We start from the raw sequence: 15,601 nt of genomic DNA on the forward strand, positions 1-15,601 counted from the left end.
CGGCACGACCGCACCGGCACGCGTCCCCGCAGCCGGCGCCCGCCCGGGCGCCGGCTCACTCAGCCTCGACTCAGCTCACTTGAGCAGGGAAAACGCGGCACCGCGTGCCCGAATCGACGGCACCGCATGCCAATTTTCCCTGAGGCGCGTTTTTTTGCACTTCACCCTTTGATCGATCATCGATCAGGGAGTTAGAGTCGCCGACGGACTCCCACCGGAGCCCTCAGCCCTGTCCTGCCAAAGACCAAGGGCACCCCCGAACCCCTTACCGATGAGGGAACCCCCTTCGACTGAGGAAGGCGGCGACATGACCGACCCCAACGCCATCCAGCCGAGCGAGCTCGACCAGCTCCCGGACCGCGACCCGGAGGAGACCGCCGAATGGCAGGCCTCGCTGGACGCGGTCGCCAAGGCGGCCGGCCCGCACCGTGCCGCGTACCTGATGCGTCGCACGCTGGAGAGGGCGGAGGGCAACGGCATCGCGCTGCCGAAGCTCCTCGAGACCGACTACGTCAACACCATCCCCACCGCCGCCGAGCCGTCCGCGCCCGGTGACGAGGAGATGGAGCGGAAGATCACCGCGTGGAACCGCTGGAACGCGGCCGCGATGGTGACCCGCGGCTCCAAACACGGCGTCGGCGGCCACATCGCCACCTTCGCCTCCGCGGCCTGGCTCTACGAGACCGGCTTCAACCACTTCTTCAGGGGCAAGGAGGCCGACGGTTCGGGCGACCAGCTCTACATCCAGGGCCACGCCTCCCCCGGCATCTACGCCCGCGCCTTCCTCGACGGCCGGCTGAACGAGTCCCACCTGGACAACTTCCGCCGCGAGTCCGGCGGCAACGGCCTGCCCTCCTACCCGCACCCGCGCCGGCTGCCCTGGCTGTGGGAGTTCCCGACCGTCTCCATGGGCCTCGGCCCGCTGTCGGCGATCTACCAGGCCCGCTTCAACCGGTACCTGACCAACCGCGGCATCAAGGACGTCTCCGCGTCCCACGTCTGGGCCTTCCTCGGCGACGGCGAGATGGACGAGCCCGAGTCGACGGCGGCGCTCGCGCTCGCCTCCCGCGAGGGCCTGGACAACCTGACCTTCGTCATCAACTGCAACCTCCAGCGCCTCGACGGCCCGGTCCGCGCCAACTTCAAGATCGTGCAGGAGCTGGAGGCCCAGTTCCGCGGCGCCGGCTGGAACGTGGTCAAGACGCTGTGGGGCACGGCGTGGGACGAGCTGTTCCAGCTCGACACCACCGGTGCGCTCGTCCGTCGGCTGCGCGAGGTGCCGGACGCCCAGGTGCAGACGTACCAGACGCGCGACGCCGCCTACATCCGCCAGGACTTCTTCGGCAAGGACCCGGCGCTCGTCGAGATGGCGAAGCTGCTGTCCGACGACAAGATCCTCGAGTGCTTCCACCTCTCCCGCGGTGGTCACGAGGCGCGCAAGGTGTACGCCGCCTACAAGGCCGCCGTCGAGTTCAAGGGCGCGCCGACGGTGATCCTGGCCCAGACGGTCAAGGGCCACACCCTCGGCGAGGGCTTCGCGTCGAAGAACGCCAACCACCAGATGAAGAAGCTGACGGTGGACGAGTTCAAGGCGATGCGCGACCTGCTCGAACTGCCCATCAGGGACGGCGACTTCGTCGACGGGGTCGTCCCCTACGGCCACCCGGGCGCCGACTCCCCCGAGGTCCGCTACCTCCAGGAGCGCCGCGCGGCCCTCGGCGGCCCCGCCCCGGCCCGCCGCGTCCACCCGATGGCCCCGCTGCCCGCCCCGGCCGAGAAGGCGTTCGCCTCCTTCGACAAGGGCTCCGGCTCCCAGAACGTGGCCACCACCATGGCCTTCGTCCGCCTCATCAAGGACCTGGTCCGCGACAAGGAGACGGGCAAGCGCTGGGTGCCGATCGTCCCCGACGAGGCGCGCACCTTCGGCATGGAGAGCCTGTTCCCCTCCCTGGGCATCTACTCCCCCAAGGGCCAGACGTACGAGCCGGTCGACCGCGACCAGCTGATGTACTACAAGGAGGCCAAGAACGGCCAGATCCTCAACGAGGGGATCACCGAGGCCGGTTCGATGGCCGACTTCATCGCCGCGTCCACCGCGTACGCGACGCACGGCGAGGCGATGATCCCGTTCTACATCTTCTACTCGATGTTCGGCTGGCAGCGCACGGCCGACCAGATGTGGCAGCTCGGCGACCAGCTCGGCCGCGGCTTCCTCGTCGGCGCCACCGCGGGCCGTACGACGCTGACCGGCGAGGGCCTGCAGCACGCCGACGGCCACTCCCCGGTCATCGCCGCGACCAACCCGGCCGCGCTGACGTACGACCCGGCGTTCGCGTACGAGATCGCCGTGATCGTCAAGGACGGTCTGCGCCGGATGTACGGCGAGGCCGCCCCGGGCGAGGACCCGAACGTCTTCTACTACCTGACGGTCTACAACGAGCCGCTGCCGCAGCCCGCGAAGCCCGCCGGCCCCGGCATCGACGAGGGCGTCGTCAAGGGCCTGTACCGCTTCAACACGGCGGAGTCGGCGGACCTGTCCCCGGCGGCCAACGCCCCGCGCATCCAGCTGCTGGGCTCCGGTACGGCGATCCACTGGACGCTTCAGGCGCAGAAGCTGCTCGCCGAGGAGTGGGGCGTGGCCGCCGACGTGTGGTCCGCGACCTCCTGGACCGAGCTGCGCCGGGACGCGCTGGAGGCCGACGCGGCGCTGCTGCGCGGCGAGGAGCGCATCCCGTACGTCCGGCAGGCGCTGCACGGCGTCGAGGGCCCGGTCCTCGCGGTCTCCGACTACATGCGCCAGGTCCCGGACCAGATCGCGCAGTGGGTCGAGCAGGACTGGTCCTCGCTGGGCGCGGACGGCTTCGGTCTCTCCGACACCCGTGAGGGCGCCCGCCGCCACTTCGGCGTGGACGCCCAGTCGGTCGTCGTCGCGGCGCTGGCCCAGCTGGCCCGGCGCGGCGAGGTCAAGGCCACCGCGGTGAAGGAGGCGCGCGAGCGCTACGGCCTGTAGTAGCTCTCGGCTCCGGTAGGTCACGGTTCAGGGAAGGGGTGTGCGGCTACTGCCGTACACCCCTTCCTTGTCGGTGGGCCCCGGCATCATGACCGTATGCGCGCTGCCCGCCTCATCAAGATGGTGCTGCTCCTCCAGTCACGCCCCGCCATGACCGGCGCCGAGCTGGCGCGGGAGCTGGAGGTGTCCGAGCGGACCGTCACGCGGGACGCGCAGGCGCTGTCGGAGGCGGGCGTGCCGGTGTACGCGGAGCGGGGGCGGGCCGGCGGCTACCGGCTGGTCGGCGGATACCGGACGGGCCTGACCGGGCTGGCCCGCAGTGAGGCCGAGGCGCTGTTCCTGAGCGGGGTGCCCGGGGCCCTGCGGGAGATGGGCCTGGAGGACGCCGCGTCGGCGGCCCGGCTGAAGGTGTCCGCCGCGCTGCTGCCCTCGCTGCGGGACGCGCCCAGGGCGGCGGCGCAGCGGTTCCATCTGGACGCGCCCGCGTGGTTCCGGGAGCCGGAGACCCCGGCGGTGCTGGTGGTGGTCGCGGACGCGGTGTGGGACGACCGGTGTGTGCGGGCGCGGTACCGGCGGGGAGAGGAGGAGGTGGTACGCGATCTGGAGCCGTACGGGCTCGTGCTGAAGGCGGGCGTCTGGTACCTGTGCGCGCGGGTGGGCGGGCGCGGGGCCTTCCGGACGTACCGTATCGACCGGTTCGTCGGGGTCGAGGATCTGAAGGATCGTTTCAGCCGGGACGAGGACTTCGATCTGCCGGCATTCTGGGGCGAGCAGGCGGAGCGGTTCGCGCGGTCGATCCTGCGCGCGGAGGTCGTCGTACGGCTGTCGGAGGCCGGGGTGCGGGCGCTGCCGCACGCCGTGGATCCGGTGGCCGCCCGGGACGCGCTGGCGACGGCCGGGGAGCCCGACGCGCGCGGGTGGGTGAGGGTGACCCTGCGGGTGGAGTCGGAGAACGTGGCGCACACCCAGCTCACGGCGCTCGGCGCCGAGGCCGAGGTGGTCTCCCCCGAGTCGCTGCGGCGGCGGTTCACCGAGGACGCGGGACGGCTGGCGGAGTTGTACGGACGAGGGTGACCGCCACGTCGTACGGCGACCGTGACAATCCCCGGCACTCCGGGTGCGCCGCACCCCCGCAGGCACGATGCTTGGACCCGTGATGGACGAGTTGGAGTTCTGGGAGCTGGTGGACGCCTCCCGTGCGGCCGCGGAGGGTGACCCCGAGGAGCAGGCCGACCTGCTCGTGGAGCGGCTGCTCCGGCTGGACCCGGAGTCCGTGCTCGACTTCGCCCGGCACTTCGAGTCCCGCTACAACCGCGCCTACACCTGGGACCTGTGGGGCGCCGCGTGGGTGCTGCTCGACGGGGCGAGCGACGACGCCTTCGACTTCTTCCGGTGCTGGCTGATCGGGCAGGGCCGGGAGACCTTCGAGGGGGCGGTGCACGATCCGGACGGGCTCGCGGATCTGCTGGACGAGTTCGACGAGGAGATCGACGGGGACGGGGAGGAGCTCGGGTACGCGGCCGACGAGGCCTACGAGCAGCTCACCGGGACCGTCGCCCCGGACCTCGGCATCGAGCCCGCGCCGTCCGAACCCGAGGGCACGCCCGTCGACTTCGAGAACGAGGGGGCGCTCGCCGCGCGCTATCCCCGGCTGTGGGGGCGCTTCAAGGAGTGAGGCGCACGGCTCACACGGCTCACACGGCGAGCTTGCGGCGGGTGCTGTCCGTCGGGATGTACGCCTGCGTCTGGTCGGCGCGCACCGCGTGGTGCAGCGGGGCCTTGTTGGCCTGTTCGAGGGCGGACGCGGTGACGGCGGCCGGACCCAGGACGACCACCGCGGCGGCGCACAGGACCGTCCAGGGGCCGCGGGCGGCCCTGGTCCAGCCGGCGGTGGTGTGCTCGTTGGTGTGACTGCTGTTCATCGTCCCCGCCTCCGGTCGGTCTTTCTTGTGTTGTTCATGACCGTAGGCGGCGGGGATGGGAGAACTCTGAATCCTGCCTAAGGCGTTCCTGTGAGCGTCCCCGAGGGTGCTGTGACGTCCGCGCGGCCCTGGAGCCGGGCGGCCGTGGCGCGGATCTCGGGGAGGCGGGCGGTGAGGGCGGCGCCGGGACAGCTCGTCATGTAGCCGTCGTTGTGGCCGGCCAGTGCGGGCAGGCTCGCGGTGGTTCCGGCGGCGTACCGGCTGAGGCTGTTGCTGGAGGTGAGGTGGACCATGGTGCGCGGGTCGACGTCGGCGAGGCCGAGCTTCCAGGCCGTCAGGGCGGCGATCGCGTCGACCATCGGCTGTGGAACGGGCACGCCGGCGGTGAACGTGCCGAGGGCGGCGATACCGGCGGTGCGGTGGTTGAAGCCCTGGGTGTGGGCGCCGGTGACGGGGCGGTCGATCCCGCCGGCGCGGCCCTCGTAGATGGTGCCGCAGCGGTCGACGAGGAAGTTGTAGCCGATGTCGTCCCAGTCGCGGGCACCGGTCTGGCCCGTGTACAGGTAGCGGATGACGCGGGGCGCGTCGGCGCAGTCGTAGCCGTTGGGCGAGTCGGTGTGGTGGACGAAGACGGCGACCACCTGGTCGTCGTAGCGCGGCGGCGGCTGTGCGCGCCGGGAGCGTGCGTCGAGCCAGGCCGTACGGGGCACGATCGGCGGGCGGACGGCGGTGTGCGCGTGCGGCGGCGCGGTGCGGGCGGGGGTGGGGTGGCCTTCGCGGGCAGCCGGGCGCGTCATGGTGATGCGGTCGACGCCGCCCGTGCACAGCACCAGGGCGGTGAGGGCGGCGAACCCCGGCAGGCAGCCCACCAGCACGAGGAGCGACCCCGGTATCCGCGCCGGGCGCCGTCCTCCTCGCGTTCCCCCGCTTCCGCGCGGGGCCGGTCGAAGGGCGCACATGGACCTACTGTCGGCCGGTTCCGCCCCGCCCGCGATGTGTGCTGTGCCACCTGGTGGAACCATCGTCCCGGTCCACGGCGTTTTCCGGGGTGCACGCACACATGGCCGACTGTGTTCAGCCACGCACGCGTGCGGCTGATCACTGGGCCCGTCCCCCACGTACTGAAGGGTCCTAGAGAAAGGCGGCTCCGTGGACCTGCTCGACATCCTGCTGGCGCTGGTGATCCTGGCCTACGCCGGCTCCGGCTACCGGCGCGGACTGGTGGCGGGCGTCGTCTCGCTGGCCGGGTTCGTGGGCGGCGCGGTGGTCGGTGTGTGGGTGCTGCCCTGGGTGATGAACCTGGTGACGCCGGGGACCACGGCGGCGACGGTGACCGCGGTGTTCACGGTGCTGGTCCCGGCGGCGTTCGGGCACGAGTTGGCGGGGCGTCTGGCGCTGCGGCTGCGGCGGGAGCTGGACCGGGGGCCGCTCAGGGTGGCCGACGGGATCGGCGGGGCGGCGGCGAACGCGGTGGCGGTGCTGATCGTGGCGTGGGTGGCGGCGAGCGTGCTGGGCGCGTCGCCCTCCTCGCCGGTGGTGACGTCGGCGATCCGGGACTCCAAGCTGCTGGGCACGGTGCAGGACGCCATGCCGGACACCACCCCGGCCTGGTTCTCCAACGCCACCTCCGCGCTCACCCAGGCGGGCTTCCCCCAGGTCTTCAACCCGTTCGAGAACGAGTCGGCGGCCGAGGTCGCCGAGCCCAGCGGCGACAGCGTCACGGCGAGCGCGACCAACGCGGCGAAGCTGAGCACGGTGAAGATCGAGGGCTCCTCGGGCGACCAGGGCCGTGAGGGCAGCGGGTTCGTGTACGCGCCCGAGCATGTGATGACCAACGCGCACGTGGTGGCCGGAATCGACCACCCGAGCGTCCGCGTCGGCGGTGTGGGTGCCTCGTACGACGCGACGGTGGTGCTCTTCGACCCGGACAAGGACGTGGCCGTGCTGTACGTGCCCCAGCTGCGCGCCCCCGTGCTGCGCTTCGACGACTCCGCGGAACGGGGCGACGAGGCGGTCGTGGCGGGCTATCCCCAGGACGGCGACCTCAACCTCCAGGCGGCGACGGTCGCGAACCGGGTGAAGGCGACCGGCCGGAACATCTACAACGACTCGACCGTGACCCGGGAGATCTACTCGATCCGCTCCACGGTCCGCCCCGGCAACTCCGGCGGCCCGCTGCTCACCACCTCCGGTGAGGTCTACGGGGTGGTCTTCGCTCGCTCCACGTCCGACGACGAGACGGGGTACGTGCTGACGGCGGCGGAGGTCTCCGACGATGCCGCGCGCGCGGCGAAGGCCACGGCTGCCGTTGACACGGGGGAGCTGACCAGCTGAGCGCCGTGTTGTCTTCGGCCGTCGTTCGGGTGCGGCTTCGTCGTGGCTTGTCGCGCCCACGCGGCGGAGCCGCATATCGATACAGCCCCGCGCCCCTTTCAGGGGCGTTACACCCTTCGGCCCATCAGGATGTCGTCCACGTACTCGCCCGCCAGGAACAGTTCCTCCGGCTGGATGCCCTCCACCACGAAGCCCTCGGACTCGTAGAGCTGGCGGGCGGGGGTGTTGTGGCCCAGGACGCGCAGGGTGATGCGGCGCGCGCCGACGCGGCGGGTCTCCTCGACGGCGGCGCGGACCAGCGCCCGTCCGACGCCCTTGCCGCGGGCCTCGTCGGAGACGGCGAGGCCCTGTATCTGCCGTACGTGCGCGGTGGCGGCCAGCGAGGTCGGCGGCACCAGGCGGATGTAGCCGAGGACGCGGTCGCCGAGTTCGGCGACCAGGTAGTCGTCGGGGTGGTGGCGTTCGTCGAAGAAGGGGTCGTCGGGCGCGGGCTTCGGCATGACGGCGTGCAGATGCGACCAGGTGGCGTGGTCGATGTGGGCGAGAACCGGGGCGTCGGCGCAGCGGGCGGGCCGGATGCGGAGTGCGGGGGTGTCGGACATGGCGTCACCCTAAGGCGCGCGGGCCGGAACCCGACGAGGGTTTTGTCCCGTCGCGCGGCAGGATGAGTCCATGCAGGATTCCACGCGAGATTCCACGCAAAAGGAACGTACGCGCATCGCGGTGGCCGGTGCTTCCGGTCTCATCGGCAGCGCACTGGTGCGGTCGCTGACCGCCGACGGACACGAGGTGGTCCGGCTGGTCCGCCATGCGCCCCGGGGCGCGGACGAGGTGCGCTGGGACCCGGAGCGGGGGCAGGTGGACACGGCGGGGCTCGCGGGGTGCGCGGCCGTGGTCAACCTGGCGGGCGCCGGGGTCGGGGACCGGCGGTGGACGGAGGGCTACAAGCGGCGCATCCACGACAGCCGGGTGCACGGCACGGCCGGTCTCGCGAAGGCGGTCGCCTCGCTCGACGAGCCGCCGAGGGTGTTCGTCAACGGCAGTGCCATGGGCATCTACGGCGAGACCGGCGACCGGGTCGTGGACGAGGACGCCCCCGCCGGCACGGGCTTCCTGCCGGAGCTGTGCGTGGAGTGGGAGGCCGCCGCGGCGCCCGCCGGGCGGGCCGGGGTGCGGACGGTGTTCACCCGCACCGGGCTGGTCGTGGCACGCGGCGGCGGGGCCTGGGGGAAGCTGTTCCCGCTCTTCCGGACGGGCCTCGGGGGGCGGATGGGCGACGGCCGGCAGTACTGGTCCTACATCGCGCTGCACGACGAGGTCGCGGCGATCCGGCATCTGATGGACCGTGACGACCTTTCGGGGCCGTTCAACCTGACCGCGCCCGAGCCGCTGACGAACCGTGAGATCACCGAGGCGATGGGGCGGGTGCTGCGCCGGCCGACGCTGTTCACGGTGCCGGCGCCGGTGCTGCGCGCGGTGCTGGGCGAGATGGCAGGCGATGTGCTGGGCAGCGCACGGGTGGTGCCGAAGCGGCTCCTGGAGTCCGGGTTCACCTTCGCGTTCCCGGGGATCGAGGACGCCGTACGTGCGGCGTGAGAGGCGGCGTACGGCGGTGTGCGACCGGGCATGCCCACCCTCGGCGACCGTATGCGACCGCCGTGCGACCGTGCCCTGTCGATGCGCGACTGTTCCTGACCGATCACGGCCCTAACCTCGATCCGAACTCGGGCATCCCGGGAGCCAGTTGGGGGCATGACGTCTCCACCGGCCGCGCAAACCTCGAGGAGGGGCACGTGCTTGAGCCCGCGTACCAGGCAGACGTCGTCGTCGTGGGAGCCGGAATCGCCGGACTCTCCGCCGCACATCGGCTGACCAGCGCAGGAATTACGACCGCAGTCCTGGAGGCCGCCCATTGCGTCGGCGGCCGCATGTCGACCGAGAAGGTCGACGGCTTCCGGCTCGACCGCATCGGACAACTACTGTCCACGGCCTACCCCGAACTGGGCCTGACCCCGGGGCTCGACGCGCTCGTCCTGCGCCCCTTCGCCCCCGGAGTCCTGCTGCACAGCGACGGACGCCACCACCGGGCCGGCGCGCAGGCGGGCCCGGGGAGCGCGAGGGGCGCACTCCATGCCGTACGCGCCCTGGCGAACGCCCCTCGGCCGGGTGCCCTGCCCCGGCCGCGCACGGCCGCCTCCCGGTCTGTGCCGCTGCCCGGCGGCCGGGGGGTGTCGCTTCCCGGGGCCCGCCCGGGCGGGCCGGGGCAGGCCGTCCCGCCGCCCAGGGTGCGGCCCGGTGCCCCGCTGGGCACGGCCGTGGACCAGGCCCGGCTGGGCGCCGCCCTCACCCGGATCGCGGCCACCCCCGCCGAACGGCTGCTGCGCCGCCCGGAGTCGGCGGCGGCCGAGGCCCTCGCCGCGCGCGGACTGCCCGCCCGCACCATCGACGGGTTCCTGCGGCCACTGCTCGCCGCGCTGCTCTGCGACCCCGACCTCACCACCTCCAGCCGGTGCGCGGACCTCGCGCTGCGCGCCTTCGCGGCGGGCCGGCTGTGCGTGCCGGAGGGCGGCGCCGAGGTACTGCCGGAACTGCTCGCCCGGACGCTGCCGGCGGGTGTGGTGCACACCGGGGTGCGGGCCACCTCGGTCTCCACGACCTCGGTGACCACCGCCGAGCACGGCGAGTTCCGCTGCCGCGCGGTCCTGGTGGCCACCGACGCGCGCACCGCGGCCGAGCTGCTGCCCGGTCTGCGGGTGCCCGACTTCCACCCGGTGACGGTGGTCCACCACACCACGGACGAGCCCCCGGCGACCGGCGCGTCCCTGCTGCTGGACGCCGACCGCGGCGGCCCGGTCGCCCACACGACCGTGACCAGCGCCGTCGACCCGTCCCGGGCGCCCGAGGGCCGCGCCCTGATCTCCTCCACCGTTCTCGGCACCCCGCCCGACGGCGTCGACACCGCCGTACGGATGCATCTCGCGCGGCTGTACGGCACCTCGACCGCGCGGTGGGAGACGCTCGCCGTCCACCACACGGCCGAGGCCGTCCCGGCGATGCGGGCGCCGCACGATCTGCGGAGGTCCGTACGGCTTCTTGCGGGGCTGTACGTGTGTGGGGATCACCGGGACACCAGTACCGTGCAGGGGGCGCTGCACTCCGCCCACAGGGCGGCGGCAGCGATCCTGGCGGACCTGGGAGCGGGGAGCTCCATGCACCGTGCGGATCCCGTGCGGGGGGCTGCCGCCGAGGCCGCTTGACCGTTGTTTGTTCGGCTGCGGCGCCGTGGGGGCCGGTCGCGCAGTTCCCCGCGCCCCTTTCGGGGCGCTCAGCCCAGCGCCGACACCTTGTCGCGGTAGGTGCGGGCCGGGGCTGCGTCCCTGTAGGGCTCCAGGCGGCGTTCGAAGTCCCTGATGTACTCCACCGCTCGGGCCGAGCGCATCTCCGCAGCCTGGATAGCCGCCTCGGCGGCCAGGTGGCAGGCCTGGTCGAGTTCGCCGAGGCCCAGGCGGGCGGTGGCGAGGACGACCCGGGAGAACAGGCGGCTGCGGGCGTATCCGGCGGGGCGCAGTTGGAGGGAGCGTTCGGCGTGCTGGGCGGCGGCCCGGAACTGCTGGAGGTCGCGGTGGCAGTGCCCGAACTCGTCGGCCAGCTGCCCCTCGTCGAAGAACCGCGCCCAGTACGGCACCTCGTCGCCCGAGCGGGCCGTCTCCAGGGCCCGCTCGGCCCGCGCCAGGGCGGCCGTACTGGCCCGCACCTCGCCGAGCACTCCGTGCCCGCGTGCCTCGGCCGCGTGCAGCAGGGCCTGGACGACGGGCGGGGCGCCGCCGCCGATGCCCTGCTGGGCCACCCGGGCGAGCTGGACGGCCTCACGGCCGTGCCCGAGGTAGACGGCCTGGCGGCTCATGGTGACCAGGACGTACGAGCCGTAGGCCCGGTCCGCGGCGGCCTGGGCGAGGCGCAGGGACTGCACGAAGTAGCGCTGGGCGAGGCCGTGCGCGGCGATGTCGAAGGAGGTCCAGCCGGCCAGCCGGGTGAGGTCGGCGGCGGCGCCGAAGAGCCGGCGGCCGGTCTGCTCGCCGTAGGTCCCGCGGAGCATGGGCTCGCACTCGTGCTCCAGGTAGCGCACGAGGGCCTGGCGTGCGTGGCCGCCGCCGTACATGTCGTCGAGGGTGCGGAAGAGCTCACCGACCGAGCGCAGGGCGGAGATGTCTCCGCCGGTGACCCGCTGGCCGGGGCCGCGTTCGCTGCCCTGGCCGCGCTGGCGGGGGACGGCGATCGGCGGGGCGAGGGGCAGGGCGGGGAGGCCGGGCGCACCGGCCCCGCCGGTTTTCGCGCCTGTCGCCCGGGGGGCCGGACGGGCCTGGGCCGGTACCCGGGGGGCCGTCTCGCCGCTTCGGGCCACCTTCTCGTCGGCCCGGCCGATCAGCCAGTCGCGGCTCGGTACGACGAGCCCCGCCGGGGTGAAGGCGATCTTGCGCAGCTCGGCATGGCTGCCGGAGTCCTTGCGCCACAGGCCGCCGACGATGTCGATGGCCTCCTCGGGGGTACCGGCGAACTCCAGCCCCGCGTAGACGGGGGCGCAGGCGTCGAGGCCGAGGTCCTGGGCGGTCAGCCGGCGGCCGAGGCGGCGGGTGAACACCTCGGCGATCAGGGCCGGGGTGGTGCCCCGGGGCTGCTGGCCGCGCAGCCACCGGGTGACGGAGGTCTTGTCGTATCTGAGGTCCAGCCCGTGTTCGAGGCCCAGCTGATCGACGCGACGGGCCAGACCCGCGTTGGAGAACCCGGCTTCTGCGATGAGCGCGGCGAGCTGGCGGTTGGGGGTGCGCTGCGCGGGTCGTTCCGTCATCTGCGGTGCGGTCTCCTGCCTCCCGGGCCTCTGACGTGCCCGGATGAAGTGCCCTGAGGGCTGTGATCAGGCCTGATGTCTCTCGAACGGCGCGAATGTAGCGGAGCGTAAGCAGTCGGTCGCAGATCTCGACGTTCATTCATCCGATCGTGTGAGGATTGACCGTGCGGCTGACGCGGAACGCGCGGACGTACAGTGGCTTGGGCGCGTTTCGCGCCTTACGACCTTCCAGGGAGGCGCTTGCCGTGAGTGAGTTGCGGTTCGTCCGTAGGGGTTTCGGAGCCGAGGCCGTGGAGTACCAGGAGGCCTGGGACGAGCAGCGCCGGGTGCACGCGGCGCGGTTCGCCGACGAGATCCCCGACACCGTGCTGCTTCTCGAACATCCGCCGGTCTACACGGCCGGCCGGCGCACGGCCGACAACGAGCGCCCCCTCGACGGCACCCCGGTCGTCGACGTGGACCGCGGCGGCAAGATCACCTGGCACGGCCCCGGCCAGCTGGTCGGCTACCCCATCCAGAAACTCCCACGCCCCGTGGACGTGGTGGCGCATCTGCGCCGGCTGGAGGAGGCGATGATCCGGGTCTGCGCGGAGTTCGGCGTCACGACCAGCCGGGTGGAGGGCCGGGCCGGCGTCTGGGTGCTGGGCGACCCGGTGGACCAACGTCCCACCCTGGGCGGACTCTCCCTCGACTTCGACCCCCGGCTGACCGACGACGAGTTCGACCCCCGCCTCAACGGCCCGGAGTATGCCCCCTCCAACGCCGGCCAGCGCCGCGAGGACCGCAAGATCTGCGCCATGGGTGTCCGGGTCGCCAAGGGCGTGACCATGCACGGCTTCGCCCTGAACGTGAACCCGGACACATCCAACTTCGACAAGATCATCCCCTGCGGCATCCGTGACGCCGGCGTCACCTCCCTGGCGCACGAACTGGGCCGCGAGCTCACCATCGAGGAGGTCCTGCCGGTCGCCGAGCGCCATCTGACGGACGTCCTGGGGAACGCGGACCTGAAGCCGCGGATCGTCGAGTCGGCGACGGCCTGACGCCGGGAATGGACCCCGGGGTCCGTCGGGTTGGCCTGACGGCAGGGCTCAGTAAACACGGGCGTACCCTGGTGTACGCCGACGAATCGAAGCACAGGGAGCCGACGTGTCCGCAGTCTCACCGGACGGACGCAAGATGCTGCGCCTGGAGGTCCGCAACAGCCAGACCCCCATCGAGCGCAAGCCCGAGTGGATCAAGACCCGGGCGAAAATGGGTCCCGAGTACACCGCAATGCAGAAGCTCGTGAAGAGCGAGGGCCTGCACACCGTCTGCCAGGAAGCCGGCTGTCCCAACATCTACGAGTGCTGGGAGGACCGCGAGGCGACCTTCCTCATCGGCGGCGACCAGTGCACGCGGCGCTGCGACTTCTGCCAGATCGACACCGGCAAGCCCGAGGCACTGGACCGTGACGAGCCCCGCCGGGTCGGCGAATCCGTGGTCACCATGGACCTGAACTACGCCACCATCACCGGCGTCGCCCGCGACGACCTCCCGGACGGCGGCGCCTGGCTGTACGCCGAGACGGTCCGCCAGATCCATGAGCAGACGGCGTCCCGCGAGGCCGGCCGCACCAAGGTCGAGCTGCTCGCCCCCGACTTCAACGCCGTGCCGGAGCTGCTCGCGGAGGTCTTCGCCTCCCGCCCCGAGGTCTTCGCGCACAACGTCGAGACGGTCCCGCGGATCTTCAAGCGCATCCGCCCCGGCTTCCGCTACGAGCGCTCGCTGAAGGTGATCACCGACGCCCGCGACTACGGCCTGGTCACCAAGTCCAACCTGATCCTCGGCATGGGCGAGACCCGTGAGGAGGTCAGCGAGGCGCTGAAGCAGCTGCACGACGCCGGCTGCGAGCTGGTCACCATCACCCAGTACCTGCGTCCGTCCGTGCGCCACCACCCCGTGGAACGCTGGGTGAAGCCGCAGGAGTTCGTGGAGCTGAAGGAGGAGGCCGAGCAGCTCGGCTTCTCCGGGGTGATGTCGGGTCCGCTGGTGCGCTCGTCGTACCGCGCCGGACGGCTCTACCGGATGGCCGTCGAGCAGCGACATTCTGCTGCTCCGCAGCGGGGAGGCGCCTACATCGCCTCGCAGGCCGTGTGACCTGGGCGACATCCACCAACCCCCTTGCGCCATACGGGCGCGGGACAAGCGTGTGAACTCGCGCACAAGATGCTACCGGCCAGTAACGGCCGAATCGACGCGGTCCCGACCGTCCTCGCAGATGAGGGCCCCGGTCGGGACCGCGTCGACGTCCAGAGGGGCCCGAATGCCCCACATCAAGGCTTCATTGGCGTTTGACCGGTCGGTCACGCCCTGGTAACACCGAACAGTGACGCTGGTATCACACCACGTAGAGAACGCCGAGAACTCCGACGCCCACCCCAACCCGCCCGAGGGGGACCTTCCCATGCAGGCCGCGCCCGTTCGCGCCACCGCGATCCCGTCCTTCACCACCGCCCTGCGCGCCGTCGAGTCGCTGCTGATGAGCAGCGGACAGCGCACCGCCCGCCGCAACGCCTGGACCTCCGTGCTGGAGGACCGCCGCCGCGCCAAGGACCGGGTCGAGGCGCAGCGCGTCCTCGAAGCGGTCACCTCCGCCCGCACCTCCTGACCCACCGCTCCACCAACTCCCCACCCCACACACCCCTCCCCGCCGCTCCCCGCCGCTTCCCTCCCGGGACTGCCGTCGTCGGCACTTCCGGGGCCACGTAGACTTCGTGCCATGGCGAGAAGTGACAGCGCGGCGGACGCCGCTAACCCCGGGCGACTGAAGCAGATCGCCCTGACGTACAAGATGACCCGCAAGGCCGACAAGACGATCGGCTTGGTGCTCGCGGGTGTCTTCATCCTCATCCTCGGTGTCTTTCTCGCGATCGGTTTCCTGATCGGCCACCCGGTCTACCTGGGCATCCTCGGCTTCCTGCTCGCCTTCCTCGGGACGGCGATCGTGTTCGGCCGACGGGCGGAGCGGGCCGCGTTCGGTCAGATGGAGGGCCAGCCGGGCGCCGCGGCGGCCGTGCTCGACAACGTCGGCCGCGGCTGGACGACCACCCCCGCGGTGGCGATGAACCGCAGCCAGGACGTGGTGCACCGCGCCGTCGGCAAGGCCGGCATCGTCCTGGTCGCCGAGGGCAACCCGAACCGGGTCAAGACCCTCCTGGCCGCCGAGAAGAAGAAGATGAACCGCATCGTCGCGGACGTCCCGGTGCACGACGTGATCGTCGGCACGGGCGAGGGCCAGACCGAGCTGAAGAAGCTGCGGACCACCCTCCTGAAGTACCCGCGCGTCCTCACCGGCCCGCAGGTCACCGCGACCAACGACCGACTGCGCGCCATGGGCGACCTGATGACCAATATGCCCCTCCCAAAGGGGCCCATGCCCCGGGGGATGCGCCTACCGAAGGGCGGCCCGAAGGCGCGCTGACGAGTCTTCTTGTACGGCGAGGGGGG

14 protein-coding genes are annotated in these 15,601 nt (G+C 72.2%); 10 read left to right on the forward strand and 4 right to left on the reverse strand.

Features of this window, described 5'->3' with window-relative positions; genetic code table 11:
• The first annotated feature begins 307 nt into the window (after positions 1-307).
• The 3 genes from aceE (at position 308) to ACLZN2_RS13380 (ending at position 4,685) form a co-directional block, all read left to right on the forward strand.
• Positions 308-3,010 (forward strand): pyruvate dehydrogenase (acetyl-transferring), homodimeric type, encoded by a 2,703-nt coding sequence (gene aceE / locus ACLZN2_RS13370; protein WP_416978642.1) that lies wholly within the window; start codon positions 308-310, stop codon positions 3,008-3,010.
• A gap of 96 nt (positions 3,011-3,106) precedes the next feature.
• Entirely contained in the window at positions 3,107-4,084 is a 978-nt protein-coding gene (locus tag ACLZN2_RS13375; protein ID WP_416978643.1) for a helix-turn-helix transcriptional regulator, read from the forward strand.
• Between the two features lie 82 nt (positions 4,085-4,166).
• A complete protein-coding gene (locus tag ACLZN2_RS13380) occupies positions 4,167-4,685 on the forward strand; it encodes a DUF4240 domain-containing protein (protein ID WP_416978822.1) in 519 nt (172 codons plus the stop codon).
• Between the two features lie 19 nt (positions 4,686-4,704).
• Here ACLZN2_RS13380 and ACLZN2_RS13385 read toward each other — a convergent pair whose 3' ends face one another.
• Both ACLZN2_RS13385 and ACLZN2_RS13390 read right to left on the reverse strand, forming a co-directional pair.
• Positions 4,705-4,932 carry a hypothetical protein gene (locus ACLZN2_RS13385; protein WP_416978644.1) on the reverse strand — a complete coding sequence of 76 codons (228 nt, stop codon included), beginning with the start codon at positions 4,930-4,932 and terminating at the stop codon, positions 4,705-4,707.
• 77 nt (positions 4,933-5,009) lie between these two features.
• Positions 5,010-5,891: a peptidoglycan recognition protein gene (locus tag ACLZN2_RS13390; protein ID WP_416978645.1), complete on the reverse strand. Its 882-nt coding sequence runs from the start codon at positions 5,889-5,891 to the stop codon at positions 5,010-5,012.
• A 190-nt stretch (positions 5,892-6,081) separates the two neighbouring features.
• Here ACLZN2_RS13390 and ACLZN2_RS13395 point away from each other — a divergent pair, with 190 nt between their 5' ends.
• Entirely contained in the window at positions 6,082-7,266 is a 1,185-nt protein-coding gene (locus ACLZN2_RS13395) for a MarP family serine protease (RefSeq protein ID WP_416978646.1), read from the forward strand.
• Positions 7,267-7,373: 107 nt separating this feature from the next.
• On the opposite strand, the gene ACLZN2_RS13400 is transcribed toward ACLZN2_RS13395, so the two are convergent.
• Entirely contained in the window at positions 7,374-7,868 is a 495-nt protein-coding gene (locus ACLZN2_RS13400; protein WP_416978647.1) for a GNAT family N-acetyltransferase, read from the reverse strand.
• 121 nt (positions 7,869-7,989) lie between these two features.
• On the opposite strand from ACLZN2_RS13400, the gene ACLZN2_RS13405 reads away from it, so the two are divergent.
• Together ACLZN2_RS13405 and ACLZN2_RS13410 are read left to right on the forward strand one after the other, a co-directional pair.
• Entirely contained in the window at positions 7,990-8,862 is an 873-nt protein-coding gene (locus ACLZN2_RS13405) for a TIGR01777 family oxidoreductase (protein ID WP_416978648.1), read from the forward strand.
• A 197-nt stretch (positions 8,863-9,059) separates the two neighbouring features.
• On the forward strand, positions 9,060-10,523 hold the full coding sequence (locus ACLZN2_RS13410; protein WP_416978649.1) for an NAD(P)/FAD-dependent oxidoreductase: 1,464 nt from the start codon (positions 9,060-9,062) through the stop codon (positions 10,521-10,523).
• 68 nt (positions 10,524-10,591) lie between these two features.
• Here ACLZN2_RS13410 and ACLZN2_RS13415 read toward each other — a convergent pair whose 3' ends face one another.
• On the reverse strand, positions 10,592-12,112 hold the full coding sequence (locus ACLZN2_RS13415) for a regulator (protein WP_416978650.1): 1,521 nt from the start codon (positions 12,110-12,112) through the stop codon (positions 10,592-10,594).
• Positions 12,113-12,312: 200 nt separating this feature from the next.
• On the opposite strand from ACLZN2_RS13415, the gene lipB reads away from it, so the two are divergent.
• From lipB to ACLZN2_RS13435, 4 genes are all read left to right on the forward strand, one after another.
• Positions 12,313-13,155: a lipoyl(octanoyl) transferase LipB gene (gene lipB, locus ACLZN2_RS13420; RefSeq protein ID WP_416978651.1), complete on the forward strand. Its 843-nt coding sequence runs from the start codon at positions 12,313-12,315 to the stop codon at positions 13,153-13,155.
• Between the two features lie 106 nt (positions 13,156-13,261).
• Positions 13,262-14,251, forward strand: coding sequence for a lipoyl synthase (gene lipA, locus ACLZN2_RS13425; protein ID WP_416978652.1), 990 nt, complete (start codon positions 13,262-13,264; stop codon positions 14,249-14,251).
• Between the two features lie 307 nt (positions 14,252-14,558).
• Positions 14,559-14,762: a hypothetical protein gene (locus ACLZN2_RS13430; protein ID WP_416978823.1), complete on the forward strand. Its 204-nt coding sequence runs from the start codon at positions 14,559-14,561 to the stop codon at positions 14,760-14,762.
• Positions 14,763-14,873: 111 nt separating this feature from the next.
• Positions 14,874-15,575, forward strand: coding sequence for a DUF4191 domain-containing protein (locus ACLZN2_RS13435; protein WP_416978653.1), 702 nt, complete (start codon positions 14,874-14,876; stop codon positions 15,573-15,575).
• Positions 15,576-15,601 lie beyond the last annotated feature (26 nt).

This window comes from Streptomyces sp. T028 (assembly GCF_048159505.1).
GTDB lineage: Bacteria > Actinomycetota > Actinomycetes > Streptomycetales > Streptomycetaceae > Streptomyces.